27 protein-coding genes, 1 riboswitch and 1 other annotated feature are annotated in these 24,603 nt (G+C 51.1%); of the genes, 16 read left to right on the forward strand and 11 right to left on the reverse strand.

Going from position 1 to position 24,603, the window contains the following annotated elements; all coding sequences use genetic code 11:
- The first annotated feature begins 34 nt into the window (after positions 1–34).
- From DP119_RS08630 to DP119_RS08650, 5 genes are all read left to right on the forward strand, one after another.
- Entirely contained in the window at positions 35–1,249 is a 1,215-nt protein-coding gene (locus DP119_RS08630) for an MFS transporter (protein WP_205853865.1), read from the forward strand.
- A 32-nt stretch (positions 1,250–1,281) separates the two neighbouring features.
- Entirely contained in the window at positions 1,282–3,021 is a 1,740-nt protein-coding gene (locus DP119_RS08635) for an ABC transporter ATP-binding protein (protein ID WP_112232778.1), read from the forward strand.
- A gap of 62 nt (positions 3,022–3,083) precedes the next feature.
- On the forward strand, positions 3,084–3,845 hold the full coding sequence (locus DP119_RS08640) for a MerR family transcriptional regulator (RefSeq protein ID WP_240616401.1): 762 nt from the start codon (positions 3,084–3,086) through the stop codon (positions 3,843–3,845).
- A 54-nt stretch (positions 3,846–3,899) separates the two neighbouring features.
- The gene (locus DP119_RS08645) at positions 3,900–4,685 is read left to right on the forward strand and encodes an endonuclease/exonuclease/phosphatase family protein (protein ID WP_112232780.1); all 786 of its coding nucleotides are present in this window, start codon (positions 3,900–3,902) and stop codon (positions 4,683–4,685) included.
- A gap of 96 nt (positions 4,686–4,781) precedes the next feature.
- Positions 4,782–5,630 carry an endonuclease/exonuclease/phosphatase family protein gene (locus tag DP119_RS08650; protein ID WP_112232781.1) on the forward strand — a complete coding sequence of 283 codons (849 nt, stop codon included), beginning with the start codon at positions 4,782–4,784 and terminating at the stop codon, positions 5,628–5,630.
- A gap of 52 nt (positions 5,631–5,682) precedes the next feature.
- Here the strand turns inward: DP119_RS08650 and DP119_RS08655 are convergent, their stop codons facing one another.
- The 3 genes from DP119_RS08655 to DP119_RS08665 form a co-directional block, all read right to left on the reverse strand.
- Entirely contained in the window at positions 5,683–6,312 is a 630-nt protein-coding gene (locus DP119_RS08655) for a queuosine precursor transporter (RefSeq protein ID WP_112232783.1), read from the reverse strand.
- A 12-nt stretch (positions 6,313–6,324) separates the two neighbouring features.
- The gene (gene queF / locus DP119_RS08660) at positions 6,325–6,819 is read right to left on the reverse strand and encodes a preQ(1) synthase (protein WP_058382035.1); all 495 of its coding nucleotides are present in this window, start codon (positions 6,817–6,819) and stop codon (positions 6,325–6,327) included.
- Between the two features lie 96 nt (positions 6,820–6,915).
- A riboswitch (PreQ1 riboswitch) is annotated at positions 6,916–6,963 on the reverse strand.
- A gap of 712 nt (positions 6,964–7,675) precedes the next feature.
- Positions 7,676–9,004, reverse strand: a complete 1,329-nt coding sequence (locus tag DP119_RS08665) for a cytochrome P450 (RefSeq protein WP_112232785.1) — start codon at positions 9,002–9,004, stop codon at positions 7,676–7,678.
- A 196-nt stretch (positions 9,005–9,200) separates the two neighbouring features.
- Between DP119_RS08665 and DP119_RS08670 the strand changes: the two genes are divergently transcribed.
- The 4 genes from DP119_RS08670 to DP119_RS08685 all read left to right on the forward strand — a co-directional run bounded on the left by DP119_RS08670 (position 9,201) and on the right by DP119_RS08685 (position 11,631).
- A complete protein-coding gene (locus DP119_RS08670) occupies positions 9,201–10,130 on the forward strand; it encodes a phosphotransferase family protein (protein ID WP_112232787.1) in 930 nt (309 codons plus the stop codon).
- Positions 10,131–10,208: 78 nt separating this feature from the next.
- Positions 10,209–10,760 carry a TraR/DksA C4-type zinc finger protein gene (locus tag DP119_RS08675; RefSeq protein ID WP_112232789.1) on the forward strand — a complete coding sequence of 184 codons (552 nt, stop codon included), beginning with the start codon at positions 10,209–10,211 and terminating at the stop codon, positions 10,758–10,760.
- Positions 10,761–10,822: 62 nt separating this feature from the next.
- On the forward strand, positions 10,823–11,188 hold the full coding sequence (locus DP119_RS08680) for a nuclear transport factor 2 family protein (protein WP_112232791.1): 366 nt from the start codon (positions 10,823–10,825) through the stop codon (positions 11,186–11,188).
- Positions 11,189–11,229: 41 nt separating this feature from the next.
- A complete protein-coding gene (locus tag DP119_RS08685) occupies positions 11,230–11,631 on the forward strand; it encodes a thiol-disulfide oxidoreductase DCC family protein (RefSeq protein ID WP_112232793.1) in 402 nt (133 codons plus the stop codon).
- A 70-nt stretch (positions 11,632–11,701) separates the two neighbouring features.
- On the opposite strand, the gene DP119_RS08690 is transcribed toward DP119_RS08685, so the two are convergent.
- The gene (locus tag DP119_RS08690; protein WP_112232794.1) at positions 11,702–12,895 is read right to left on the reverse strand and encodes a fibronectin type III domain-containing protein; all 1,194 of its coding nucleotides are present in this window, start codon (positions 12,893–12,895) and stop codon (positions 11,702–11,704) included.
- 184 nt (positions 12,896–13,079) lie between these two features.
- On the opposite strand from DP119_RS08690, the gene DP119_RS08695 reads away from it, so the two are divergent.
- A complete protein-coding gene (locus DP119_RS08695) occupies positions 13,080–13,931 on the forward strand; it encodes an STAS domain-containing protein (RefSeq protein WP_112232796.1) in 852 nt (283 codons plus the stop codon).
- Between the two features lie 81 nt (positions 13,932–14,012).
- Here DP119_RS08695 and DP119_RS08700 read toward each other — a convergent pair whose 3' ends face one another.
- Positions 14,013–14,513, reverse strand: a complete 501-nt coding sequence (locus DP119_RS08700; RefSeq protein ID WP_112232798.1) for a metallophosphoesterase family protein — start codon at positions 14,511–14,513, stop codon at positions 14,013–14,015.
- Positions 14,514–14,640: 127 nt separating this feature from the next.
- Between DP119_RS08700 and DP119_RS08705 the strand changes: the two genes are divergently transcribed.
- The 3 genes from DP119_RS08705 to DP119_RS08715 all read left to right on the forward strand — a co-directional run bounded on the left by DP119_RS08705 (position 14,641) and on the right by DP119_RS08715 (position 16,365).
- Positions 14,641–14,916, forward strand: coding sequence for a hypothetical protein (locus DP119_RS08705; RefSeq protein WP_240616402.1), 276 nt, complete (start codon positions 14,641–14,643; stop codon positions 14,914–14,916).
- A gap of 55 nt (positions 14,917–14,971) precedes the next feature.
- Positions 14,972–15,505: a dihydrofolate reductase family protein gene (locus DP119_RS08710; protein ID WP_112232800.1), complete on the forward strand. Its 534-nt coding sequence runs from the start codon at positions 14,972–14,974 to the stop codon at positions 15,503–15,505.
- A gap of 236 nt (positions 15,506–15,741) precedes the next feature.
- A complete protein-coding gene (locus tag DP119_RS08715) occupies positions 15,742–16,365 on the forward strand; it encodes a cell wall hydrolase (RefSeq protein ID WP_112232802.1) in 624 nt (207 codons plus the stop codon).
- Between the two features lie 35 nt (positions 16,366–16,400).
- Here DP119_RS08715 and DP119_RS08720 read toward each other — a convergent pair whose 3' ends face one another.
- The 3 genes from DP119_RS08720 to DP119_RS08730 are packed head-to-tail and all read right to left on the reverse strand — an operon-like array spanning position 16,401 to position 19,366.
- Entirely contained in the window at positions 16,401–17,210 is an 810-nt protein-coding gene (locus DP119_RS08720) for a carbohydrate ABC transporter permease (RefSeq protein WP_112232804.1), read from the reverse strand.
- Positions 17,211–17,226: 16 nt separating this feature from the next.
- Entirely contained in the window at positions 17,227–18,102 is an 876-nt protein-coding gene (locus DP119_RS08725; protein WP_112232806.1) for a carbohydrate ABC transporter permease, read from the reverse strand.
- Positions 18,103–18,109: 7 nt separating this feature from the next.
- Positions 18,110–19,366: an ABC transporter substrate-binding protein gene (locus DP119_RS08730; RefSeq protein WP_112232808.1), complete on the reverse strand. Its 1,257-nt coding sequence runs from the start codon at positions 19,364–19,366 to the stop codon at positions 18,110–18,112.
- A 193-nt stretch (positions 19,367–19,559) separates the two neighbouring features.
- Positions 19,560–19,762: a binding site (T-box leader), on the forward strand.
- Positions 19,763–19,840: 78 nt separating this feature from the next.
- Here DP119_RS08730 and trpE point away from each other — a divergent pair.
- Positions 19,841–21,193 (forward strand): anthranilate synthase component I, encoded by a 1,353-nt coding sequence (gene trpE / locus DP119_RS08735; protein ID WP_112232810.1) that lies wholly within the window; start codon positions 19,841–19,843, stop codon positions 21,191–21,193.
- Entirely contained in the window at positions 21,190–21,798 is a 609-nt protein-coding gene (locus tag DP119_RS08740) for an anthranilate synthase component II (RefSeq protein ID WP_112232811.1), read from the forward strand. Before trpE ends, DP119_RS08740 begins: the two co-directional genes overlap by 4 nt.
- A gap of 56 nt (positions 21,799–21,854) precedes the next feature.
- Here the strand turns inward: DP119_RS08740 and DP119_RS08745 are convergent, their stop codons facing one another.
- From DP119_RS08745 to DP119_RS08755, 3 genes are all read right to left on the reverse strand, one after another.
- Positions 21,855–22,709, reverse strand: a complete 855-nt coding sequence (locus DP119_RS08745; RefSeq protein WP_112232813.1) for a dimethylarginine dimethylaminohydrolase family protein — start codon at positions 22,707–22,709, stop codon at positions 21,855–21,857.
- Positions 22,710–22,890: 181 nt separating this feature from the next.
- The gene (locus tag DP119_RS08750) at positions 22,891–23,268 is read right to left on the reverse strand and encodes a nucleotide excision repair endonuclease (RefSeq protein WP_112232815.1); all 378 of its coding nucleotides are present in this window, start codon (positions 23,266–23,268) and stop codon (positions 22,891–22,893) included.
- 70 nt (positions 23,269–23,338) lie between these two features.
- Positions 23,339–23,983 (reverse strand): SDR family oxidoreductase, encoded by a 645-nt coding sequence (locus DP119_RS08755; protein ID WP_112232817.1) that lies wholly within the window; start codon positions 23,981–23,983, stop codon positions 23,339–23,341.
- A gap of 130 nt (positions 23,984–24,113) precedes the next feature.
- Here DP119_RS08755 and DP119_RS08760 point away from each other — a divergent pair, with 130 nt between their 5' ends.
- Positions 24,114–24,398, forward strand: coding sequence for a DUF6509 family protein (locus tag DP119_RS08760; protein WP_112232819.1), 285 nt, complete (start codon positions 24,114–24,116; stop codon positions 24,396–24,398).
- Positions 24,399–24,603: the final 205 nt, after the last annotated feature.

The following is a 24,603-nucleotide window of genomic DNA, read 5'->3' on the forward strand; positions in this document are numbered from 1 at the left end:
GAAAAACATAATCATTCATTTTGGAGGCGGCATCATGGCAAAAGCAATTTCCTCATCATCGCTTGCAGGCAACCCGGTTTATCCGGTAATGTTCGCAATCGGCGGTGTCCATTTACTGAACGATTCCTTGCAGGCAGTGATTCCGGCGATGTTCCCGATTTTAGAGAAGGATCTGGGCTTGTCCTTCACGCAGCTTGGGCTGATCGCATTTGCACTCAATATGGTGGCATCTGTCCTGCAACCGGTCGTCGGATTTGCGAGTGATAAAAAACCGATGCCTTATGCATTGCCGCTCGGCATGGTATTCTCGTTTATCGGAATCGCCGGCTTGGCCTTTGCGCCGCAATATTGGCTGATCTTGCTGTCAGTCATTTTCCTCGGCTTCGGTTCTGCGGTGTTCCACCCGGAAGGCTCGCGTGTCTCGTATATGGCAGCGGGCTCGAGGCGCGGCTTGTCGCAATCGATTTATCAAGTCGGCGGCAACTCGGGTCAAGCGCTGGCGCCCTTGATCAGCGCCTTCATCCTGGTGCCGCTCGGCCAAAGAGGCGCGGCCTTGTTTCTCTTCGTCGCAGCGCTCGGCATTTTCGTGTTATCCAAAATATCTGCCTGGTACAAGGCGCAATTAGAGCGGGATAAATTGGAGAAAGTAAAGAAAGCCGTGCTGTCTTCCTTGCCGCCTTTAACGAAAAAGCAAGTGGGCACTGCCTTGACTTTGCTGTTATTGATCATTTTCGCGCGCACTTTTTACATAACGACCATTACAAGTTTTTATATATTCCATTTAATGGATAATTATGGCGTAACAATACAGCAAGGCCAAATGTTCATTTTCCTATTCCTTGGAATCGGGGCGTTCGGGACCTTTTTCGGCGGTCCGCTCGCAGACCGCATCGGCCGCAAGCGCGTCATCGTGCTGTCGTTAATCGTGCCGATCCCGCTGGCGCTGGTGCTGCCGTATGCAGCGCTTCCGCTAGTCGCCGTCATTCTTTCGGTACTGGGCTTTTTCCTCATGCTGAGCTTTTCCGTCATGGTTGTCTACGCCCAGGAACTCGTACCGAGCAGAATCGGCACGATGTCGGGATTGACAGTCGGTTTAGCGTTCGGCATGGGGGCCATTGGAGCCGTCGCGATCGGTGTATTGATGGACTCGATCGGCGTGTACGAAACGATGGTCATTATTTCCGTGTTGCCGATTCTTGGGCTGGTCGGCCTCGCTTTGCCGAAAGACCGGAAAATTGCGGCTGCGTAAATGGCCAGGCCGGATAGATGGGAGATGGAGTTATGGACTCAATTCAGGAAAAGCAGGGAATCAAACCGTTTTTTGCACTGCTAGCGTCGATTAAAATTCCGAAATGGGCGCTGATTTTCGGCTTGGCGACCAGTTTGGTCACGACCATCGTCGGATTGCTCGTCCCCTTGCTGACGAGGGAATTGGTGGACGGGTTTTCGGTGGAAGCATTGAGCGGCGGCTTGATTGCCGCGCTTGCCGCAGCCTTTATCGTGCAGGCTGTCATCAATGGGGTATCGATTTATTTATTGAGCATGGTCGGGCAGCGGATCGTGGCGGGGCTGCGCGAGCGCATGTGGCTTCATTTGCTGCGTTTGCGCGTCGGCTATTTTGACCAGCACGCAAGCGGTCAGACGGTGAGCCGTGTCGTCAATGATACCGGCATCGTCAGGAATCTCATCACCGACCATTTCCCGAATTTCGTTACCGGCATCATTACAATTATCGGGGCGGTCATCATCCTGCTTATCCTCGATTGGAAAATGACCTTGATCATGATGCTCGCAGTGCCGCTGACGATTGCCATCATGATTCCGTTAGGGCGCAAGATGGCGAAAATCTCCCGCAGTTTGCAGGACGAGACCGCCGTATTCACGGGCGACGTCCAGCAGACGCTCGGGGAAATCCGCTTGATGAAATCCTCGACTGCGGAACGGGTGGAAGAGCAGCGCGGCCTTTCGGGCATCCAGAAATTATACGGGCTCGGCATGAGAGAGGCGAAAGTCTATGCCTTGATCGGCCCGCTCATGTATCTAGTCGTCATGGTGGTCATCGTGATGATTATCGGTTACGGCGGCATCCGTGTATCGGAAGGTTCGATGTCGACCGGATCCCTAGTCGCCTTTCTTCTCTATTTGTTCCAGATCGTTGTGCCGCTTGCTACATTCGCGCGGTTCTTTACCGAATTGCAAAAAGCGAAAGGGGCGACAGAACGCATCATCGATATTCTGGAATTGCCGCTTGAAGAACAACAGCGCGGCATCGAAATGGATATCAGCGGCAAAACGCTGCGCCTTGAGGACGTCAGCTTTGCCTACGAAAACGGCGAGCCAGTGTTGCAGGGCGTGTCGTTTGAAGCGCGGCCCGGCCAGAAGATTGCGTTTGCCGGGCCGAGCGGCGGAGGCAAGACAACCATTTTCGGGTTGATCGAGCGCTTTTACGAACCGACCGCTGGGACCATTACAATCGGTGATGTGCCGATTAGGGATGTGGCGATTGCTTCCTGGCGCGACCAGATCGGCTATGTGTCACAGGAAAGCGCCATGATGGGCGGGACGATCCGGGCGAATCTGACTTACGGCTTGCCGGATGCTGACAATTATCAGGATGAAGAATTGTGGCGCGTCTCCCGCATGGCGTACGCCGAGGAATTCATCGCTTCGTTTCCGGACGGATTGGATACGCAAGTCGGGGAACGCGGCGTCAAATTGTCCGGCGGGCAGCGGCAGCGCATTGCCATCGCCCGCGCATTTTTGCGCGATCCAAAATTATTGATGATGGACGAAGCGACAGCAAGCCTCGACAGCCAATCGGAAGGCATCGTCGGGCAGGCGCTGGGGCGTTTGATGGAGGGGCGCACGACGCTCGTCATCGCCCATCGTTTGTCGACGATCGTCGATGCCGATCAAATTGTCTTTATCGAAGGCGGGCGGGTCACGGGCATCGGGAACCACCGGGAGCTGACCGGGAAGCACCCGCTATACCGCGAATTCGCGGAGCAGCAATTAACCTAATGTTTTTTCTTGACCTTGACGCAACGTCAAGGTTTATGATGAAGTCATCAGGAGGTGGCGGCATGTACACAGTGCAGAAATTGGCAACGCTAGCCGGCGTGAGTGCACGCACTTTGCGCTATTACGATTCAATCGGTTTATTGACGCCAAAGAAAAATGAATCCGGCTACCGGGTGTACGGCTGCGCAGAAACTGACCGTCTCCAGCTCATCTTATTTTACCGGGAACTCGGTTTTGGGCTGGACGACATCGCCAAGCTGTTGGATGAATCCGGTTTTGACGAAACCGAGGCATTGATTGCACAGCGGGAACAATTGATGCGGGAACGCAGCCGCCTGGACCTTTTGATTACAAATGTGGAGAAAACGATCTCCGCAAAAAAAGGGGAGAGCCGAATGGCAGATCACGAAAAGTTCGAAGGATTCAAACAGCAGCTGGTCGATGACAATGAAGCAGCTTTCGGGAAAGAAATCCGCGAGAAATACGGCGACGCGGAAGTCGACCGGTCGAACGCCAAAATGCTCGGCATGGGCCAGGAACAATACGAAGCATTCAAGCGCCTTGAGCAAGAAATCCTGGAGAAGCTGGAGCATGCGCTGAAAGCAGGCGAACCGGAAGGAGCCTCTGGGCAGGAAGTGGCTGATTTGCACCGGCAGTGGCTCGGTTTCACATGGGGAAGCTACGAGCCGAAAGCGCACGCCGGACTGGCGGAGATGTATGTGGCAGATGAACGCTTCGCAGCTTATTATGAAAAAGCGGGCGAAGGGGCAGCGCAATATCTGCGGGATGCAATCATTGCCTATACAGAGAAGCAAAGTGAATAAAACCGGGCCCGCTTGCCAGCGGGCCTTTTTGGTTTCAATTAACAGGGCAGGGGAATGGAAGTAAAAAAACAGGAGAAAATGGCGGTGGGGAAGATGCTGACAGTGTTGAGCTTTAATATTGCCTCCGGCAGACGAATCGACGGAAAACTGGACCTTGAACTAACGGCACGGGCCATTGAACAAGGACAAGTGGATGTCGCCGGATTGCAGGAAGTGGACCGGAACTTTTCTTCCCGCAGCCGTTTTTGGGACCAGGCCAAATGGCTATCCAACCGGCTTGGCATGCACATGGCGTACGGGCCGAATCTGGTCGATAGGGGAGCTGGAGGTGCACGGCCGAAGCGTGAATACGGCAACGCCATATTGAGCCGCTATCCGATCGTGTCATTCCGTAACCATGATTTGAGCGCAGTCGAAGTCCATCCCGAAGAGTTCGAGCCGCGCGGGATGCTCGAAGCGATCATTGAAATGGAGGGGTTCCGGTTTTCTTTCTATAACACTCATCTATCGCTGATTGATGAGGAAGTGGACCGCAGCTTGACGGAAATCATCGCCATCACGACCGATAATCCGTTGCCGCAAGTGCTGGTGGGGGATTTCAATGCTGCGCCTTCTACCAAGCATATCCAGCGATTTTCCAAGCATTTTTATAACGGATTCGGTTCGGGACCTTATCCCGATACGTATAAAAAACAAGGCGACCACGGCCAAAAAATCGATTATATTTTTCACGATGCCCATTTTCAAGCATTGCAGGCGTGGACCATCGATACCGAGGCATCGGATCATGTTCCAATTGTGGCAAAAATCAGAAATTTACAAAACTTTAACAATTTTTAACCTGTTTTTAACTTACAAAAGCGCCATCCTTGCTATAATTAAGGGGACAATTGCAGCTGCCACTGATTCGTTTCAACCAGAAAAGGAGATGGTCTCATGCACGGCGATGCCAGCAGGACACCAACAGTGAAAGTGATGTCGTTCAATATTGCCCATGGAATGGGAATGGATGGCGAAGTGGATTTAGAAAGAACCGCACAAGTGATTGAAGCGTCGGGAGCTACCATAGTGGCACTTCAGGAAGTCGACCGTTATTTTTCAGCCCGCAGTTTTTATATGGATCAGGTCGAATGGCTTTCCGAACGGCTCGGGATGTACGCCGCATATGGCGCCAATTTGAACCAAGCGCCGGATGACCCAGAACGCCCGAACCGACAGTATGGCAATGCTACGTTAAGCCTTTATCCAATCAAGTACGCAGAAAACCATTTTTTGACGCAAGTAGTCACTGACATCTACAATAATGAGCAGCGAGGCGTTCTCGAGACAGTAATTGAAGTCGGGGGCACTTACCTCAAAGTATTGAATGCCCATTTAGCGTTGAAAGATGAAGAGCTTGAAATGAGCATTGCGGAAATATTGGAGATTGCTGGCAAGAGCCATTTCCCGAAAATCATCGCGGGTGATTTCAATGCACCGCCGACCCATCGTCATTTGGCGCATCTTCACCGGGCCATGACGGATGTCTTCCTGAAAGCGAAGCGCGGCGACGCCTACACGTACCCATCTCCTTATGAAAATCATGAAACTGGCGAATCGTTTAAGCCGATGACGCGCATCGACTATATTTTTGCCGACCGCGGCTTTGACGTGCGGGATGCAGAAAAAATCGAAACGGCTGTATCGGATCATTTGCCGATCACCGCAGAGCTCGTCTGGACACAGAAACATGACTCGGCTGCGATCATCGTACCTGCAGTCCAACCAGCCAAACAAAAAATTTAAACACCAAAAACCGCCGGCCAAATTGCCGGCGGTTTTTTTATGCATGAATCGCTCAAGCAAAGCTTTTTTGAGTGGCTGTCTTGGAGCGGCGCGCGAGTTTGACGAGCAGATAGACAAGCGGCGTGTCCGCTGCTGCAACGACCCATTTGAATAAATACTGCGTCAAAATCATGGCAGCCAACGCCGACAGCGGCATCGTCCCATAAAAAGCGATCGTGATGAAAATCGTCGTATCCACCAATTGGCTGACCATCGTCGAGGCATTATTGCGCAGCCATAACTTCGATTCACCGTTACGTGCTTTTAATTTATGGAAAATCGTGACGTCCAAGTTTTGGCTGATGAAATAAGATACCAAGCTTGCGAGCGTTACCCGGAAGCCAGCCGAGAAGATCGATTCAAAAGCTGCCTGGTCCGCAAAAAATGGCGCAGACGGCAAGTGAATGGCCGCAAAGATGAATGCCAGGGCTGCGAGTTGTGTGATAAACCCAGCCATGACCGTTTGGCGCGCGGCTTCTTTGCCGTACACTTCCGCGATTGTGTCGGTGATCGGGAACGTAAAGACGTAGACGATAACTGCAGCCGGCAGCACCGCCCATTCGTTGATCGAAAATAATTTCACGGCCAAAATATTCGACAGGATAAGCAGCCCGACAAAAGCGCCGTTCAGATAAAGTAGCATGAGCGGTTCTCCTTATCGGTTGGTGATCGTTTCCGGGTTCATGTCGTGGTTCATCATCCGGTACGTCGCCATTTCTTCGTATTTCGTGCCTGGCTTGCCATAGTTCGTGTACGGGTCGATCGACAAGCCGCCGCGCGGGGTGAACTTGCCCCATACTTCGATATAACGTGGGTCGAGCAGCTCGATCAAGTCGTTCATGATGATGTTGACGACATCTTCATGGAAATCGCCGTGGTTGCGGAAGCTGAATAAATACAGCTTCAAGGCTTTGCTTTCGACGAGTTTCTTGTCTGGAATGAAGCTCAAGTAAATCGTCGCGAAATCCGGCTGGCCGGTTTGCGGGCACAGCGAAGTGAATTCGGGGCAATTGAATTTGACGAAGTAATCGCGCGTGTGAAGATTGTCGATCGCTTCTAGAATGCCTGGGTCGTATTCGAATTTATAGCGTGTGTTCTGGTTGCCGAGCAAAGACAAATGCTCAAGTGTCTCTTCGTTTCTTCCTGCCATGTGAGTGGCCTCCTTATATTCGGCCGGCTGGGGGAGAGCTATAAAAAATTCGGACAAACGAAAAGCCGAATCGCATGTGGATTCGGCTTGATTTCAAAATCCATAGTTTTTTATAGAGGGTGTAATGCTATGAACCTCTCCCGTTACCGGGTTATTTAATTTCCTGCCTTATCGTATAAGATAGGGGCGGTTCTGTCAATTGTTGGTTTGTTAGGGAATAGCATCTTCAAGTTGCGGGTCATACATTTAAATATATGAAGGAGTGAGTAGAAAAGCTTCCGCTTTTCGACTGCGTTTCAGGGGGCTGCTTGCCGTGAGGCGGGTGTTGAGCCAAGGTGGCAAAAAACGCGCCACCTTTGTCTCGCCAGCCCGCGCGGTCCCACAGGCGTCAGCCCCCTTCCACTCCGTCTCTATGTTTAAAATGGAAGATAAATTTTTCAATCCACACATTAATAAATGTGAAAGTGAGTCGCATTTTATAGCTTAAGTCATCTCAAGCTTAGGAGTGTGCTAATTAATTCTTGCCCAATCACAAAATTTAGTGGTCAGCACCTCTGTGCCAGATGCCACCTCCCGGGAAGTGATTCCCCCACTAGCCGGCAACTTTATATAGAAGCAGATCAATTTAAACAGTCAACATACAATGACATCTCTAAGCCGCCCAGCGCCACGGGTGAGACGACGCAATAAGACAGGTGTTTTTCCTGGCTTATTGCAAGAGGCCAACCCAAAGCAGGGCGGCGGCTACAAAATGAAGTTCAACTAATGAACAGGAATGATTCCACAAGCAAACCCTCGCTATCTTCTTTTCCAACAAATAAAAAAAGCTAGAGACAGAATCTCTAGCCTTTCATTATCAATGGAATGGGCAACCTGATTGCACAGTCGTGTTCTTTTGTTCGTGATAGAACACATTGTCTGGGCGGTTTTTCAGTTTTTGCACGTCTTTTAAGATCAGGCGGCTTTTTGGCATAGTTGGCATGCGGGACATGTCGTAGGACAAGTCTTGTTCAGGCACGCTGTATTTCAAGTTCTCCGCGAAATATTTGAAGATCGATTGCATGTACATGACCGTCATCCACTCACCTGCACAGCGGTGGCCGGTATGGTGGTCGCCGCCGCCTTGGGGTACAAAGGAGAACGGGCTGCCGTCCCATGTGTTGAAGCGTTCCGGGATGAACTCGTCGGGATTGTCCCAGGAATCCGGGTGATGGTTCGTGCCGTACAGATCCAGGATGACACGCATGTCTTTTTTGAATTGCACGCCGTTCCAGTTGAAATCCTTCTTGGCGATCGCTGCCATGACTGGCGCGAATGGATAGTAACGGCGCACTTCCTGGGCGAAATTATGGCTGTAATTGTTTTCGTCCGCCTGCAGTTTGCCGCGCGTGACCGGGTTTTCGTGCATCGCCATGACGCCGAAGACGATGAAGTAAGCTGTGGCGATCATCGGTCGGTAGGCGTTATTCAAGTCGACAGCTGCCGTCTCGAGATCAAGCAGTTTGCCGTTCGGTGTCCGGTGATGGGCGACGATGTACGCTGCCGTATAGGCCGGCGGATTGTATTCGCCTTTTCGGATTTGCTTGATGATTTTCTTCAGCCAGTCTTCGTGCGCATTGCGTGCTTTCATGCCTTCGCGGTAGCGCCCTTCAGTGAGGCCGAACGAATCGACCATCTTGACGAGTTCCCATGTGCGCTGCTTGACTTCGCTTTCTTTCATCGGCAGTCCGGCCCAGTGGATCATGGAGCGCGTGAAGATTTCTTCGATTTCATCCAATAGGACGACTTCGTCCATGTGCTCCCATTGTTCGGCCTTGGCATCAAGTTCTTGGATCATCATGCGTTTGGCATCTTCCAACCGTTCAGGTGTCATCATCGACAGGAACATGCGCTTTTGCTGGTGATGGTCTTCACCGTCGCGTCCGTGGACCGCCCCGCGCCCGAACAGGGTTTGTTCAAGCGGAAGCGGCGCAGCGCCGCTGCGTTTGAAATAGTCATTATTATAGAACAGTTCAGCCGCTTCTTCGCCAGCCATGCACACTACCTTTTTACCGAGCAGGCGGGTTTCGAAAATATCCGACCCAAGCTCTTTGCGGCGTCCGGGCAGGAAATCAAATCCTTCCCCGAGAAGTGATAGGGTATTATCCAACTCTTTTGCTTTCGGGATCGGGTGCTTCACTTTCATCTAACGTCAGCTCCTTCAGTATGTTCAATGCAGGCAACGTGCCTGTTAAGTTGAAAAGTCATTGTAGGAAACCATACCCTTCTGGCGCTTCGGTAAACGCTTCCCTAATTTCTGGCTGGCGCGTATCAAAAAGCTGGAGTAGGCGTTTTTTCATGGTACACTTAAAGCAAAAGATAGGCTGAAAGGAGCGGCAAGGATGACAAATGGATTCGGCGGCTTATCCCGCCAGGCACTCGAATGGGTCGAGTCAAAGTGGCAAGGAGCTGTGCTTGAAGAAGCTGTCCGGTTGGAAGGTGGGACTTCTTCACTGCTTTATGAAATTCGCGCAAGCAGAGACGGAGAGCGACAAAGCGTCGTATTGCGGCTTCATCATAAAGGGGAGTGGCTAGACGAGGAACCGGATTTGGCCAAGCATGAAGCGATGGGGCTGGAGCTGGCAGAAGAAGCGGGCATTTCCGCCCCCCGCGTGTTGGCGTTTGATGAAAGCGGCGAAGCGTGTGGCATGCCGGCTGTGTTGATGACGAAAGTTCCGGGAGCGGTCATCTTGCCGCCTGCTTATGATGCGGTCTGGCTCGACGGGCTTGCTCGGACACTTGCAGAGATCCACCGGCACAAAGCGGAAAGCTTTCCTTATGAATATTTTGCCTATAACGACGCAAGGCGCCTCGAGCGGCCCAAATGGTCACGTGTAGAGGGAGACTGGATGCGCGCGTTCTATATTGTAGCCGCTGGCGGGCCGCCGGTTGATTATTGCTTGATCCACCGTGATTATCACCCGGGAAATGTCTTGTGGGAAGAAGGCCGCGTCAGCGGGGTCGTCGATTGGGTCAATACGTGCCGCGGGCCGGCGGGCGTCGATGTCGGGCATTGCCGCGTCAATTTGGCACAGCTTTACGGCACGCGGGTCGCCAATGAGTTTTTGGATGCTTACGAACGCCATGCCGGCGAATCATTTTCTTACGATCCGTATTGGGATTTACTGTCGCTGATCGATATCTTGGACGGAAGTCCGGCAGTGTACCCTGGATGGAAGGCGTTCGGCTTGAGTGGCTTGTCCGATGAATTGGTCCGCTATCGCTTGGATGAGTATCTCATGAGCTTGATGGACCGCTTCGATGATTTTTGAGCTGTGTTTCCTGAGGTTTGATTTCTCCGATAAAGGCAATATATATAGCACAAGCGAGTATTTGGAGGAGGAGTCAACATGACGGACGAACAGCTGAAAAACATGAAGCAAGAACTCGAAGCGCAATTGAAATCGCTCGAGGAACGAATGGAACATACAGAGGAATTCGAAACCAGTGAATTATCCAATTACGATAACCATCCCGGCGACAACGCCACCGACTTGTACGACCAGGAACGCGGAATGGCGTTGGAGCAATTTAAGGAAGAAGAGCATGAAGATGTGCTCGCTGCGCTTAAAGCCATAGAAGAGGGAACGTATGGCAAATGCGCAGTATGCGGAAAAGACATTCCGTATGAGCGGCTTGAAGCCATGCCGACCGCGCTTACCTGCATCGATCACGCCGATCACAGCCTGGACCTGGAAAGCCGTCCTTCAGAGGAAGATGTTCTCGGGTCCTCGACTGACCGCCCGGCAAGATCGGAAGACGGCAGAATCCGCGATTACGAAAACAGCTTCGAAGATGTGGAGAACTTTGGTTCATCAGATGGCCCTCAAGACCAGCCGGGTGAAGACCAGGAAGATTTCTACAAGGACGACGAAGCAGAAGAAGATGAGCAATTTAAATAATCCGGTCCCGGCGCTCGCCGGGGCTTTTTTCTTCAATCAATGCAAATGGAAGGGGCGTCTGGATGGAAAGCTTACATAAACAATTTCTGGATTTAGAGAACAGCCATTTGGCGCCGGTTGCCAGGAATTCGAACCAGGACATGGCGCACATACTCGACGACGAGTTTTTCGAATTCGGCATCTCCGGCGGAATTTGCCAGCGTTCCGATTTTAACGGGGGCTATGCTTTGGGGGAAGACGACTATCGCATTTCCCGTTTCGAAGCAAAATCTCTCGGCCCGGGGTCAGTCCTCACCATTTATACATTGGAGAACCGGACGACAGGTGTATGGACCCACCGCAGTTCGATTTGGAAAAAACGCCGCGATGGCTGGAAACTATTCTTTCACCAAGGGACGAAGACAGATGGTTTCAAGAAATGGGAATAGGGAAAATGAAAGACAGGCATTAGTTTAAAGGAGGATCATTTATGGAGCATGCGATTGTTTTATTCGATGGGGATTGCAATTTTTGCGATTCCAGTGTGCAATTCATCATCAATCATGACCCGGCAGGTTATTTTCAATTCGCTTCCTTGCAAAGCGAGATCGGTCAGGAGCTTTCGAAAAAACACAATGTCCCGGACGATGTCGACAGCCTGGTGCTGATTGAAGACGGCGAAGCGTACGTGAAGTCAGAAGGTGCGCTCAAGATTTCACACCATTTGACGGGCCTGTGGAAACTTGCGTATCATCTTCAGCCATTCCCGCGCATACTTCGCGACGGGGCATACGACGTCATTGCAAAAAACCGCTATAAAGTATTCGGCAAACTCGACAGCTGCATGCTGCCGCCTCCGCATATCCGCAAGCGATTTTTGGACCAATATTAAGGATGGCAAAGGGCAGTTCCAGAAAACCTGGAACTGCCCTTTTTTATATGGAGATACTGTGGATGGTCCATTAAAGGAAATTGGAAAAGCGCCAATAATGGGCGGCGATCGGGTCGGCCATCCAGGCGAGCCCTTCGCTTTCAGTCTGGTGGAGCGGCTGCCATGTCCCATTATCCCCGAGTTTCAAGTAAATTTCGTGATTCGGCGATTGGTCATGGACGCCGATGAAATCATACACGCCGTTCCGGTAAAACGTCGCGGCTACTTCATAATCGATGTTCGGCGATGTCGTCAGCGGATTTCCTACGCTATGGGTGAGCAGGATCTCGGTTTTTTGGGCCGTCTCTTCCGATATTTTTGCATCGACGCCTTCGCTCGAGGCCACATCCGCTTTACGGAATTTGCGCCGCCAATTATAGGCGATGCTGGTGCCGATGTCTTTGTCGAAGTCGAAGGCACTCTGTTCTTCCGTGAGGTCGACGATGCAATTGGTGAGTGACCGGTAATGTTTGGATTCGGGGTCGAATGTCCGGTTGTCCCCTTGGAAGTATGGATTCGGGGAGACCAGGTTAGGATTTTTCAACACATCGTCCGGCAAAAAGGTCAGGTAGCGCAGATGCCATTTCAGTTCCGGCGCCTTGCCCTGATTTTCCCCGAGCAATTGGTTGAGCGGCGCAATCTTTTTCGACAGCCAGAACTTTTCAACTGCGGCCTCTTCTGGTGATGAGCCAAGGTTTAAGGCCCCGAATATATTGGCTGTGAGTGATTTGATTTTGCGTAATGGGCTTTCGGTCCGTTCGACAGGGCGTTTCGCGCGTATCCAATAGATCACTTCTCGATCTTGCGGCACATCCCGGTCAGTGAATTGGGTATTCCGGGTCTTTGCGACTTTTTTTCCATCGCGGTAGATTTCGTATTCATCGATGCCATCGATCGCTCCCCATGCGAGTGATACCCGTTCGTATGAAATGATAGTCGATAGGACAATCTGTTCGAGTTGGTTGATGGAGTCGGGGTCGCGTTTTTCAGTGCCTGTCAAAAGTTTCAAGGCGGGCACCCAGCTGCCTTTCGGGGTTTGGCGCTCTATCGTGTAACAGAACAATTCCCCGGGACTGAGGCCCTCATCCTTAAACGATGATTGTGTTCCTGTATAGACGATTTCCCCGTCTTTTTTAACCCGTGAAACTTCAGCTGTCGGAGTCCAGGTAAAAGAAATCATGCTATCGGTTTGTTCCAGTAGTTCAACGTCCCATTCTTTACTCATTGATGAGCCTCCTTCCGCTTGTGATAAGGTATACCCGATATTTAGAAAGAATGAACATGTTAAAAAAACTGATTTTGTTACACAATTTAAACATTTCAGATAATAAAGAGCGTTATAATGAAGGTAGATAACAGAACCAGCGGGTTTTTCGGTGGAAAATAAGTTGAGAAGGGGAGATGGGTGAATGGTGAGGAGAAATCTGGAAAAAATAAGGGACATAAATGATTTCGATGAAGCGGCTTCGTATATTCTCCAAATTCTCAGCAAGCAAGCAGGAATGAACAGCTTTTATATTTCTAAGCAAGAAGGCGGCGCCCAACAGATCGTCAAGGTACATAATACGAAACATCATCTGATCGAAGAGGGGGAAGCCCCCCCGCTGCCATGCACACTGTCGGCTTTGAGCGTCGAGCATGGGGCGGAGACCTTGATTATCGAACGGATCGGGGAACATGAATTGACGCGTTCTTTGGGGATTGCCGATGGATTCGAAGCAGGCTGTTTTATCGGTGTGCCGATTTTTTATGGAGACGGGACAGCCTATGGCACGGTTTGCGGGCTTGACGATGGCCCATGCGAGCTGCCGGTGGATTTGCCATTCATCTTTGAAACGCTCGCGACATTATTGACTTATGTGTTGGAGCTTGAACGGGCATACAGTGAAATCGAATCGCTGGCAGCTCCGATGGTTCCGATTGTCGGAAGAGTGGCGATCTTGCCGATCATCGGGGAAGTCAGGGCGGGAAGGGCCAAAGCAATCATCGACCATGTGATGCATGGCTGTGCGGAAAAAGGCATCGAAGTGCTGGTGATCGATGTATCGGGCGTATCGCAGATCAATTCAGAGGTGGGGGAGTATTTATTGAAGCTGGTGAAGGTCTTGGAGTTGATCGGCGTGCAGCCGGTCGTGACGGGCATCCAGCCGTATATGGCGCTGAAAGTCCCTCATTTTGCAGAAGCGTTGAAAGGGACGATGATCGAAGCGAATCTCGAGACGGCGCTCAAGCGACTCGGTTTCAGCTTCCAAAAAAATTAAAGCAGGTTGATTTGCAATGGTTCCTTCAGCTGCCGTTTATTAAAAAAGGCCATTTCCTTTGCATCAGGAAATGGCCTTTTGTTACTCTTCTTTATCGAAAAAGACGTGTTTGAGTTCCCAAGTATCGTTAATTTCAAGCAGTCCGAATGAGTATCGCGGCTCCCGGCGTTTATCGGTGGGCGAGCCGGGATTGAATAAAGTCAGCCCATCCGTTTCACGCATGAGCGGCTGATGGGAATGGCCAAAGACGATGATATCGACATCTTCATCTTCAAAGCTGTCAAGAGCCCGTTGTTCGGTCGTTTTGCGTATGCCGTCTCCATGAACGACGCCGATTTTCAACTCGCCGAATGTGAACGTTTTTTTCCGCCCGAAACGGTCGGCGATGTCCCAAGGGTCAACATTCCCCGCCACGCCGTCTGTTTCAGCATAAGCCGACAATTCATGATAGACATCAAGTGTTTGCCAGTCACCGGCATGGATGATGAAATCAGCGCCGTCGCAAGCATCGACAAGCGGCTGAGGGAGTTTTTTTGCCCGGTTTGGAATATGCGTATCAGATACGATGACTATCTTCTTCATCAAATCGCCTCCAGGATCATTTAGTTCCACTTTACCAAACTCTTGTCCATACGTCTAAAAGCGGCAAAGGTTAAGGCGGGTGAAAAGGGGGAAGACAAGGTAGAAAGAATAAATTGGAGGGATCGTTATGGGCATCGACATGAAAAAATTCATTGCATCAGGCGCAGCACTCGGCGCAGGGCTGATCTTATTGAAGGCTTATAATGGCAAGAAGCGCAATGTTTGGGTATACGAAGACAGCGATATGCACAATAGTTATGAAATCGACCATGAGGAAAGCGTCGACGCACCTTATGACCACGCAGAGGAAGGATTGACCCAATTGGATTCTGCTTATCGTTCCGAATGGCAGGCGAACGCATTCCCGCAAACGAAGAAGCAGTTGGAAGACCTGGAATCCTGATTGACTGCATAGTGAAGAAAGCAGCGGTGGTGAGACGTTGAAGGAGGCATCTTCGATGGGTGGACGGAAAGTCGTTTGTTATATTGCGCAAAGTTTGGATGGTTATATCGCCGATAAAGAAGAGACGTTAGAGTGGCTATTGGATGTGGAAATGGACGGAGACGCCGGGTATGGGCGGTTCATCGAAACGGTCGATACGATCTTACTCGGCAGGCGCACATATGAATGGGTGATTGCCCATGAAAGTGGGAAGTTTCCCTATGCCGACCTGCGTTCCTATGTATTCACAAGCCACCCCAAAGAAGACGAAGGCCAGATTGCATTCACTTCGGAAGATCCGGCAAGCGTCTTGAAAAAACTGAAGCAGCAACCCGGCGGTACCATCTGGCCGGTAGGCGGAAGTTTGCTGCTGGAAAACCTCCTGCAGGAAGATCTGATCGATGAGTTCGTCATCTCAATCGCGCCAGTAACCCTTGGGGACGGCATCCCTTTATTCCAAAAAGCCCAGCGCCGGCTCGATTTCACTTTGGAAAGAGTGGGGAAAGACGGCCAAATCGCGCAATTGCATTACACAAGACGAAGAATTTGAATCAGTCGGATTTTCGGGAAGACGAGCTATATGCTCGTCTTTTTTTTGAGTCTCGCGGTAGTTGAAACGTAACTTATAGGCCTAAAGAATCCGCCGGGCATAGAAAGGCCTAATGAGTTGATAGAAAAATTAGAAAACAAAGTAACTCTGTCATGTTGTTTTTAGTATTTGCCAAAGATATACTTTAAAAAGGAATCAATTGTCGATTCTTGTCAAAAAGGAAAAGGAGAGGAAGCATGAAAACATTCAAAGTGCTCTTATTCAGTTTAGCAACGATTTTCTTTCTAACATTTTCACATTCAGCGGTTTCCGCCCATGCGCCTGATTTGCACGAAGGCGTTTCCGGAAGCGAAGTTACAGAGCTTCAAACCAAGCTTCAAAAGCTCGGTTATTTCCACGTAGCACCGACCGGTTACTACGGCTCGATCACAAAAGACGCCGTGGTGCAGTTCCAACGTGATTTTGGCGTGAAAGCGACAGGTTTTACCGGGCCCCTGACACGCGCAAAGATGAAGCAAGTCGATATGATGGCAAGAACCGTACACGGTGAAGCCCGCGGTGAGATCTTCGAAGGAAAAGTCGCGGTAGCGGCAGTCATTATGAACCGTGTGCAATCCCGCGCGTTCCCGGGCAGTACATATGGCGTCATTTTCCAACGCAACGCTTTCACAGCAGTGAATGACGGGCAATATTGGCTGACGCCAAACGCTTCCGCTTACCGTGCTGTACGGGAAGCGGCGAAAGGCTGGGATCCATCTTCCGGCGCGACATACTATTACAACCCGGTCACGGCAACTGACCAGTGGATCTTCACCCGTTCGACCATCAAGAAAATCGGCAAGCACGTCTTTGCCAAATAACAAGAAAAGCCTCCGGAATTTCCGGAGGCTTTTTGTTATCCTTTGACCGCGCCGGCTGTGATGCCTGCGACGAAGTAGCGCTGCAGGAAGACATAGGCGATGACCATCGGTGCTGAGGCGATGATGACGCCCGTGAACAGCATCGGATAATTGGTTGAATATTGCCCTTGGAACTCTAGAAGTGCGAGCGGCAAGGTTTTATAGGCGTTGTCCGTGATGAACAGGAGCGGGTACAGAAGATCGTTCCAGTGCATGACGAACAGGAAAATCGCTGTAGCCGAGAGGGAAGGCAAAGATAACGGTATTGCCACTTTCGTGAACATCTTCCAATTGCCGGCCCCGTCAATCGTCGAGGCTTCAAACAATTCCTTCGGCAAAGTTTTCATAAAGCCGGTCAGGATGAAAACGGCAATCGGCAAGGTCGAGGAGATATTGACGAGAATCAGCCCAAGAAGGCTATTCGTCAGCCCGAGGTCCAACATCAGTGAATAAAGCGGGACCATGATCACTTGCGCAGGGACCATCATGCCGAGCGTGAACAGCGCGAACAGCACATTGCCGATCCAATTGTTCATGCGCGTAATGCCGAATGCGACCATCGCGGCGAGCAGGAGAGTGAACGACACCGAGAACAAGGTGACGATGGTGCTGTTGAGGAAATAGCCGGCCATCGTTTGTTCCTGGAAAATCGCGACATAATTATCGAATTTAAAGCCGCCATCCGGCAAGCCGAGCGGGTCGCGGAATGTTTCCTGCAGTGTTTTAACGGACGTCAACAGGACGACCACTAACGGAATCACGATCAGCAGCGCGTAGATGAGCAGTGAGAATTTCCTGAACAGCAAAGTTGCCGCCCCCTTTCTAGTAAGATACGCGGTCTGAGCGCAAAGCTTTGAACTGCAGGTAGGTGATCAATGCGATGATGACCATGAAAATGATGGAAATCGCGGAAGCGTAGCCGAATTGATAGCTCTTGAACGCGACATCATAAATATACGTCGCGATGATTTCAGTGGAGTTGTTCGGCCCGCCGCCGGTCATCGCAAACACTAAATCGAAGGCTTTGAACGACTGGATGGTCGTATAGGCGACAACGATAGTGGCGGAAGGCGCTAGCAGCGGCCAAGTGACGCCTTTGAACGTCTGCCACTTGCTGGCGCCTTCTATTTTCGCCACTTCGTACAGCTCCTCTGGAATGGCCTGGAGCCCTGCCACAAAGATAATCAGCATCTGTCCGGCATGGAACCAGACTTGCGTGATGGCCAGCGAATAGATCGCGATATTGGCATTGCCGAGCCAGTTCTGTGCCAGGAAGTCCAATCCCAATAACCCGAGAATTTGATTCAGGATGCCCATCGACGGGTCGTAGATGAACGCCCAGATGAACGCGACCGATACAGAAGAAAGAATGGTCGGGAAAAAGTAAAGCGCCCGCAGGAATACATTCGTCTTCGTATTCTTGATGACGATCAGCGCGAAAGCAAGCGCGACCAGTGTCTGGAATACGACGACCGTCAGCATGAACTTCAAGTTGTTGCCGATCGTTTTCTGGAAAATCGAATCCCCCGTGAACGCGCGGGTGTAATTATCGATACCGACGAACTGGAAAGCGGCGCTTAAGCCATCCCAGTCGGTAAAGGAATAGAACAGGGCGCTGATGGTTGGATACAAAAAGAATAAGCTGTAAAGGACAAGCCCCGGAAGAAAGAACAGGTAGATGGATTTGGAGATTCTCATCGGTTGGCTATTCCCTGTTTTCTTCTACGATTTGCTGGGCAGCTTCAGCCGCTGCCATCGGATCTTCGCCCCCAAGAACGTTTTCAATTGAACTGAGGACCGCATCTTCAATCTGGGCGTTGGTGATCAAAAAGCGCGGCTGGAAACGCGTATTGCGCTCGTCGATCCAATACGAAGTGTTTTGCAGCGCTTCAGACTCGTATTCGACGCCATTGACCGTCAAATGCTGCCCGGTTTCATTGGCGTATTTGGAAGCCACTTCCGGCTGGCTCAAATAGTCGATGAACGCTTTTGCCTGGTCTTTCTTGTCGGAATTGCTGTTGACGGCCAGCATGAACGTTGCTGTATTGATGCCTTCATAAGTGGCTTCGCTTTCTTCCACTGTAATCGGGGCGAGCAAGTCGAGCTCAAGGTCCGGGTTCAGGTCGAGCAGGGAGTTCATGTGATAGGAACCGGTCGCAAGCATGGCTGCTTCCTCATTCGCTACCATTGCCATGGCGGAATCCTGGTTGGTGCCGAGCGCATCGTCCTGGATATAGCCTTTATCCGCAAGAAGCTTAAAGTCTTCCAGTGTCTTGACCCACCATTCATTCGTTAAGGATTCTTCGCCGTTTTGGAGTTTGGCGAACACATCCTCATCCGGCGCATTATTCATCATCATGCTGTTCATGAATTGGTTCGGCCCGATATCGGCGCCTGGGAATGCGATTGGCGTAATGTCATTTTCAAGCAAAGTATCGGCCATTTCCTGGAATTCCGTCCAGCTTTTCGGCACTTCCAGGCCGAGTTCGTCAAACATGCCTTTGTTATAAACCGGCATATTGAATACCAATTGATACGGCAAGGCATATTGCGTGCCGTCTTTCTGGCCGACAGCGATCAGGCTTTCGTCAAAATTCGAGACAAAGTCTTCTCCGCTCAAGTCTTCAAAAAAGCCGGCACTTTGGATGGATTCAAATTGCGCGCCCGGGAAAGATGTGAAGACGTCTCCTGTCGAACCTTCCTGCAGCATGCGCTGTGCCGTCGCCTGATATTGGTCGGACGGGTAGATGTTCTGTTCTACGCGAATATCAGGGTTCGCTTCCTCGAAATCGGCAATGATTTCATCGAGCACGTCTTTATCTTCCCCGCGCCAGTGCATGAAACTAATCTGTGTTGCATCGCCGCTCTCAGAAGAAGAATCGCCGCCGCTTTCGCCCGCACAAGCGCCGAGCATTAAACCGATTCCTACTGTTCCAGTCGCAAGCCAAAGTCTGTTTTTCATTTTCTGATACCCCCTTCGATTTTAGAAACATTCTCCTACTATCATTTATAACGCAAATCTCCCCAAAAATACAGAATTATCTAAATTGGGGGTTTGCTTTCAGTTGACAGAAGGGCCTGAATTCCATAAGATGGTCACAAGCTTTTTATTGCGCGGTGATTTTACAGGACTGCGGAAACAAAGCGCCACATTGCCCAAATCGTTGAATAAGAAAAGTAGCGCATGGATAGCTTCTGACAGAGAGCCGGGGACAGCTGGGAACCGGTGTGGCACATGCGTGAATGGACTTATGAGTGGCCATCTGAAAAGAGAGCCCGTCTGCCCCGCGTTACTGGGGTTCAAGTGGAAGCTGACAGCTTCAAGATGAGGTGGCACCGCGGTCGATCCGTCCTCTGCACGAAATGATCTTATTTCGTGCAGGGGGCTTTTTGTATTGAACCGGCGGTGCCCGGAAGAAAGAGGAGTTGAGCCGAGATGAGAAGAGATGTACAGATTAAGAAAGTAGAAGGAGATAGCTTGACGCCGATCATGGTGTTCAACCGCTTGCAGGGGCCATACAAATGCCTGCTTGAGAGCTCGCTGAAAACGAGTGCAAGCGGCCGCTATTCATTTATTGCGGTGGATCCGTCAAAAGCGTTTATCGGATTGAAGGACCAATTGGAAGTGATCGATTACCGGAGCGGCGAGCGTACGGTGGAACAAGGGCGCCCGCTCGAGCGGATCAAGGACTTGATGCCGAAAGACGATCGCGATATAGAAGGCTTGCCGTTTACCGGCGGGGCGATCGGCTATATCGGCTATGACGCCATCGCGGCATACGAGCCGGTCGAAAGCGCCCGGAAAGACAGCCTGAACATGCCGGACATCCATTTGCAGCTATACGAAACGATCGTCGTGTTCGATCATGTCCGTCATGATGTAACGGTCATTTCGTTCGAAGGGCGTGCAAGTGAAATTGCGCAACAGCTTGAACAGGCAGCGGAGAAACAACTGGGCGACCAGCCGGAAACGTTAAGTTTCCATTCCGCAACAACGGCTGAACGGTTCCGCGAGCAAGTCGAGCTCGCCAAGCAGGAAATCCGCAAAGGGGAAGTGTTCCAATTAGTATTGTCACAGCGCTTGTCTGCGGATTATAGGGGAGATGCTTTCACTTTATATCGGAAACTGCGCAAGCAAAATCCGTCGCCTTACCAATTTTTCATCGATTTCGGGGACTACGCGGTCGTCGGCGCTTCGCCTGAAAGCTTATTGACGATCCGCGGCGGTGAGATGGTCACCAACCCGATTGCCGGCACGAGGAAGCGCGGCCGGACCGAAGAGGAAGATGCAGCGCTAGAGAACGAACTGCTGGCGGATGAGAAAGAACGGGCAGAGCATCAGATGCTCGTCGACCTCAGCCGCAATGACGTCGGCCGCGTCGCGAAAGTCGGCACGGTCGCGATCCCGAAATACATGGTCATCGAGAAGTACCAGCATGTCATGCACATCGTATCGGAAGTGACCGGCGAATTGGAAGGCGCGATGCATCCGCTTGATGCACTCGTTTCCTGCTTGCCGGCGGGGACAGTATCCGGGGCCCCGAAAGTGCGTGCGCTGCAGCTTATCCAGCAGTTTGAAGAAGAACGGCGCGGCGTCTATGGTGGCGCTGTCGGCTATCTCGGCTTCAATGGCAATCTCGATGTGGCGCTCGCCATCCGGACATTCGTTGTCAAGGACGGCGCTGTCCATGTCCAGGCGGGGGCCGGCATCGTCTTCGATTCCGAACCACAAGCCGAATACGAGGAAACGCTCCATAAAGCGCGTTCGCTGACGGAGGTGTTCGGATGATTCTCCTGATCGATCATTACGATTCATTCACCTATAATATCTATCAAGCGATCGCCGAACTTGGTGAAGACGTTGAGGTTGTGCGATACGGCCAGTTGAGCCTTGATGCGATTCGTGAAAAGAATCCGGAAGCGATTATCCTTTCCCCAGGCCCGGGCCATCCGAGAGATGTACCTGAATCGATCGAGTTGATCCGTGCGCTCCACCGAGATGTGCCGATCCTTGGCATCTGCCTTGGACAGCAATTGCTCGGAGAAGCATTCGGGGGACGCGTCACCGAAGCGCCGGTCATCCGGCACGGGAAAGTTTCCGAGTTGTCCCATAACGGCACTGATTTGTTCGCTGGCCTGAAAGAGCGGGTCCCTGTCATGCGCTATCATTCGCTGGCCATCGAAAAAGCATCCATGCCGGATTGCTTTGACGTGCAGGCGGAAGCGCTGGATGACGGCACCGTCATGGCAATCAAGCATAAAGAGTACCCGGTATACGGGCTGCAGTTCCATCCGGAATCAATCGGAACCCCGGAAGGCACCGATATGATGGCCAGGTTTGTGGAGCTTGCACGCGCAAGCCGGGTGCATATGCAGCAAGCCGATCATGAGTAAAAATATGGACAAAACAAAAGCTGCCCACTGAATGAATGCGGGCAGCTTTTTTCTGTTCAGTCCCTGGCGACGGGCATCGTGCAGCAGCGGAAAGCGCCGCCGGATTTGATGATTTCCGAAAAATCGGTTTCGATGACGCGGAAGCCGTGATTGCGCAGCTGCTTATTGACCTTGGTGTTTTGCGGCTGGCTGAAGACACGGCGGTCGCCGATCGACAGCACGTTCGTGCCAAGTTTGAATTGTTCATCCGATTCGACGGGAATCAGCGTATAGCACTCACTCAGCATGTCGATTGTTTCTTGTTCCAAGGCTTCCGGGAAAATGAGCGCTTCGGTCGGCGATAAAATATTGAAGACGCAATCGAGATGCAAGTATTTTTCGTCGAGGTGGATAGGGACGACGCGGAAATCGGGCATATGCCGCTGCAATTCCTCGATCGCTTCTTCGGAAGTGCGGCTGCTGATCCCGACGAATACCGTATCCTGGTCGACCAAGACATCGCCGCCCTCGATGCGGTGTCCCGGCAAGTGCTTGAAGCGGACGCCTTTTTCAGTGAGCCAACTCTGCAGAACCTGTTCTTCGCCTTGACGGACATTGGCGGCCATTTCACTGATGAAGACGGTGTCTCCGATCGTGAAGCCGATGTCCCGCGTGAACACTTGCTCCGGGTATTCTTCAGAGGCTTCCAAAAAAGCAGTATCGACGCCTTCTGCAGCAAGCGCATCGACAAATGCCGCATGCTGCCGGAGGGCTTCCGTTACGTCAATGTTCTCTTCTTTATACCTTTTCTGCACATCATTGATGACATCTTTGATTTCCATAAAGCGCGGCGGGCATAGGAGCACGTGGCGCAATGTGTCGTATTCGCTGCGGCAATTGGCCGCTGGGACTGGCTTGGCGTGTGTGGACATAGTGAGTTCCTCCAAAGAGCATTATTTTACAGTACTATTCCTTTTTCGGAGTCTCATAAAACCTGGAAAAGGGTTTATTTGAATCTGATTGAATACAGCTTACAGGAGAAGTATATTTTAAAACGGCAAGAAAAGCCGCGAATAGAAAAAACGGGCGCTCTATCGGGAGCGCCCGTTTGTGTTAGTCGCGAAAAAATACTTTATCGACGTTGTATTTCGCTTTTCCTGTGTTGATCAAGTAAGTCTCGTAAATTTCGCGCTCCATCGGGTCTTCCACGATGGAAACCGCAATGCGATGTACTTCATCGCGATGGTTCTTCAATGGCGAGACATTGTCTTCGAAATGCTTTTTCACGCGCTGGCGCAGTTTGCGGGCTTTGCCGACAAACAATAGCTCACCACTGTGGTTGAAGAATTGGATGATGCCGCCTTTGTCGCGCGGGATTTCATGCAAGTCGATAAACCCGTATAGCGGTTTGATGACTGCTTCATCGCCTTGGATTTCTTGTTTGCGCTGAGTGATGGTAATGTCAGCTTTCGGTGCTTGAATATTAATCATGTTATCACGTCCTCTATTATCGTAAAGCTAGTCTACCATAGAAATGCCATGAACGCCATCCGCCTAAAGCTTACAGGCGGTCGAGTTCCTGGGCGATGCCAGCTTCACCCTGCAGGATTTCGAACACTTTTCCGTAGGTGTTTTTGCGGTCGACCACTTCAGCAAGTGTACGTGCTACATCTGCACGTGGAATCGAACGGTTTTCGAAAGATTCAAAATGTGTGGCTGCTTCGATATGGCCGGTTTTCTCATCGTCCGATAATGGGCCGGGACGGACAATCGTATAGTCGAGGCCGCTCTGTTCAAGAAGGTCATCGGCTGTACGTTTCGCTACCAAATAAGGCTTCATTTCCTCGCCGCCGGCATCGGGGTCATCGGATCCGACCGAGCCAAGCTGGACGAACCGTTTGACGCCTTTTTGCTTCGCGTAATCCGCTGCTTTGACAGACCCCCATAGATCGATGGTCAAGGTTTTGTCTGGGCCTGTTTTCGGGCCGGATCCTGCTGCGAAGATGACCGCATCGACATCGTCGAATGCGTGGCTGAAGTCTTTTTCCAAGTCGCCAAGGACGATTTTCTTCGCGCCGCGTTTTTCCATTTCTTCGCGCTGCTCTTCTTTGCGGATCATCGCGACCGCGCCATGGCCTTTTTCTGTTAATTCTTCTACAATATTGCGGCCCACTTGGCCGTTTGCTCCGATAACTAATACGTTCATCGAAATCCACTCCTAATTTTTATGTCTGCTTGATGTTTTCCCGCATCTGGTGCGCTTAAACGCCAAACCACCGTGTGACGCTATTCAAATGGAAGGATGAAAGCTAAAATAGAGCAATGGAGGTGCAATAATGGAAATCATTAATTACGAAGTGGAAAAACTGCAAGACCCGACGGGCATCCTGGCGGGTGAACGTTATGAGTATACAATGGCGATCCAAGTGGACGAAGAAGATGAACTGTACCGCCCGGGCGGACTGGATTTGCGCTTGATCTTGGCTGTGGAAGACGGCAATGCGCGCATCGCCAATTATCATTTTATCGACAATGACAGTGAGAAGCCGCTCGATTTTGCGTTGGACGAAGAGGAAGAGCAGGAAGTTTTGGCGTTTTGCAAAGAGCGTCTCGCTGAATAGATAACGGCTGTAAGACCAAAAAAACCCCTACCGATTACGGTAGGGGTTTTTCAAGCTGTCGAGAAAGGTAAAAAGCCGTATTTTCCGAAGCTCATCGCTCGCTTTCCGTGGGGCGGGAATCGAGCCTCCTCGTCACTAAAACCGTGTGCTCAACTCTCACTGCGTTCGAGCATCGCAAGAAAATCGTTGCTCCCACATCTGCTCG

The sequence above is a fragment of the Planococcus maitriensis genome (genome assembly GCF_003289925.1).
GTDB classification, from domain to species: Bacteria; Bacillota; Bacilli; order Bacillales_A; family Planococcaceae; genus Planococcus; species Planococcus maitriensis.

Bases quoted from the DNA above. Each gene is read 5' to 3' on its own strand.
- DP119_RS08630 (WP_205853865.1), top strand. From the start codon at position 35: ATGGCAAAAGCAATTTCCTCATCATCGCTTGCAGGCAACCCGGTTTAT.
- DP119_RS08635 (WP_112232778.1), top strand. From the start codon at position 1,282: ATGGACTCAATTCAGGAAAAGCAGGGAATCAAACCGTTTTTTGCACTG.
- DP119_RS08640 (WP_240616401.1), top strand. From the start codon at position 3,084: ATGTACACAGTGCAGAAATTGGCAACGCTAGCCGGCGTGAGTGCACGC.
- DP119_RS08645 (WP_112232780.1), top strand. From the start codon at position 3,900: ATGGAAGTAAAAAAACAGGAGAAAATGGCGGTGGGGAAGATGCTGACA.
- DP119_RS08650 (WP_112232781.1), top strand. From the start codon at position 4,782: ATGCACGGCGATGCCAGCAGGACACCAACAGTGAAAGTGATGTCGTTC.
- DP119_RS08655 (WP_112232783.1), bottom strand. From the start codon at position 6,312: ATGCTACTTTATCTGAACGGCGCTTTTGTCGGGCTGCTTATCCTGTCG.
- queF (WP_058382035.1), bottom strand. From the start codon at position 6,819: ATGGCAGGAAGAAACGAAGAGACACTTGAGCATTTGTCTTTGCTCGGC.
- DP119_RS08665 (WP_112232785.1), bottom strand. From the start codon at position 9,004: ATGAAAGTGAAGCACCCGATCCCGAAAGCAAAAGAGTTGGATAATACC.
- DP119_RS08670 (WP_112232787.1), top strand. From the start codon at position 9,201: ATGACAAATGGATTCGGCGGCTTATCCCGCCAGGCACTCGAATGGGTC.
- DP119_RS08675 (WP_112232789.1), top strand. From the start codon at position 10,209: ATGACGGACGAACAGCTGAAAAACATGAAGCAAGAACTCGAAGCGCAA.
- DP119_RS08680 (WP_112232791.1), top strand. From the start codon at position 10,823: ATGGAAAGCTTACATAAACAATTTCTGGATTTAGAGAACAGCCATTTG.
- DP119_RS08685 (WP_112232793.1), top strand. From the start codon at position 11,230: ATGGAGCATGCGATTGTTTTATTCGATGGGGATTGCAATTTTTGCGAT.
- DP119_RS08690 (WP_112232794.1), bottom strand. From the start codon at position 12,895: ATGAGTAAAGAATGGGACGTTGAACTACTGGAACAAACCGATAGCATG.
- DP119_RS08695 (WP_112232796.1), top strand. From the start codon at position 13,080: ATGGTGAGGAGAAATCTGGAAAAAATAAGGGACATAAATGATTTCGAT.
- DP119_RS08700 (WP_112232798.1), bottom strand. From the start codon at position 14,513: ATGAAGAAGATAGTCATCGTATCTGATACGCATATTCCAAACCGGGCA.
- DP119_RS08705 (WP_240616402.1), top strand. From the start codon at position 14,641: ATGGGCATCGACATGAAAAAATTCATTGCATCAGGCGCAGCACTCGGC.
- DP119_RS08710 (WP_112232800.1), top strand. From the start codon at position 14,972: ATGGGTGGACGGAAAGTCGTTTGTTATATTGCGCAAAGTTTGGATGGT.
- DP119_RS08715 (WP_112232802.1), top strand. From the start codon at position 15,742: ATGAAAACATTCAAAGTGCTCTTATTCAGTTTAGCAACGATTTTCTTT.
- DP119_RS08725 (WP_112232806.1), bottom strand. From the start codon at position 18,102: ATGAGAATCTCCAAATCCATCTACCTGTTCTTTCTTCCGGGGCTTGTC.
- DP119_RS08730 (WP_112232808.1), bottom strand. From the start codon at position 19,366: ATGAAAAACAGACTTTGGCTTGCGACTGGAACAGTAGGAATCGGTTTA.
- trpE (WP_112232810.1), top strand. From the start codon at position 19,841: ATGAGAAGAGATGTACAGATTAAGAAAGTAGAAGGAGATAGCTTGACG.
- DP119_RS08740 (WP_112232811.1), top strand. From the start codon at position 21,190: ATGATTCTCCTGATCGATCATTACGATTCATTCACCTATAATATCTAT.
- DP119_RS08745 (WP_112232813.1), bottom strand. From the start codon at position 22,709: ATGTCCACACACGCCAAGCCAGTCCCAGCGGCCAATTGCCGCAGCGAA.
- DP119_RS08750 (WP_112232815.1), bottom strand. From the start codon at position 23,268: ATGATTAATATTCAAGCACCGAAAGCTGACATTACCATCACTCAGCGC.
- DP119_RS08755 (WP_112232817.1), bottom strand. From the start codon at position 23,983: ATGAACGTATTAGTTATCGGAGCAAACGGCCAAGTGGGCCGCAATATT.
- DP119_RS08760 (WP_112232819.1), top strand. From the start codon at position 24,114: ATGGAAATCATTAATTACGAAGTGGAAAAACTGCAAGACCCGACGGGC.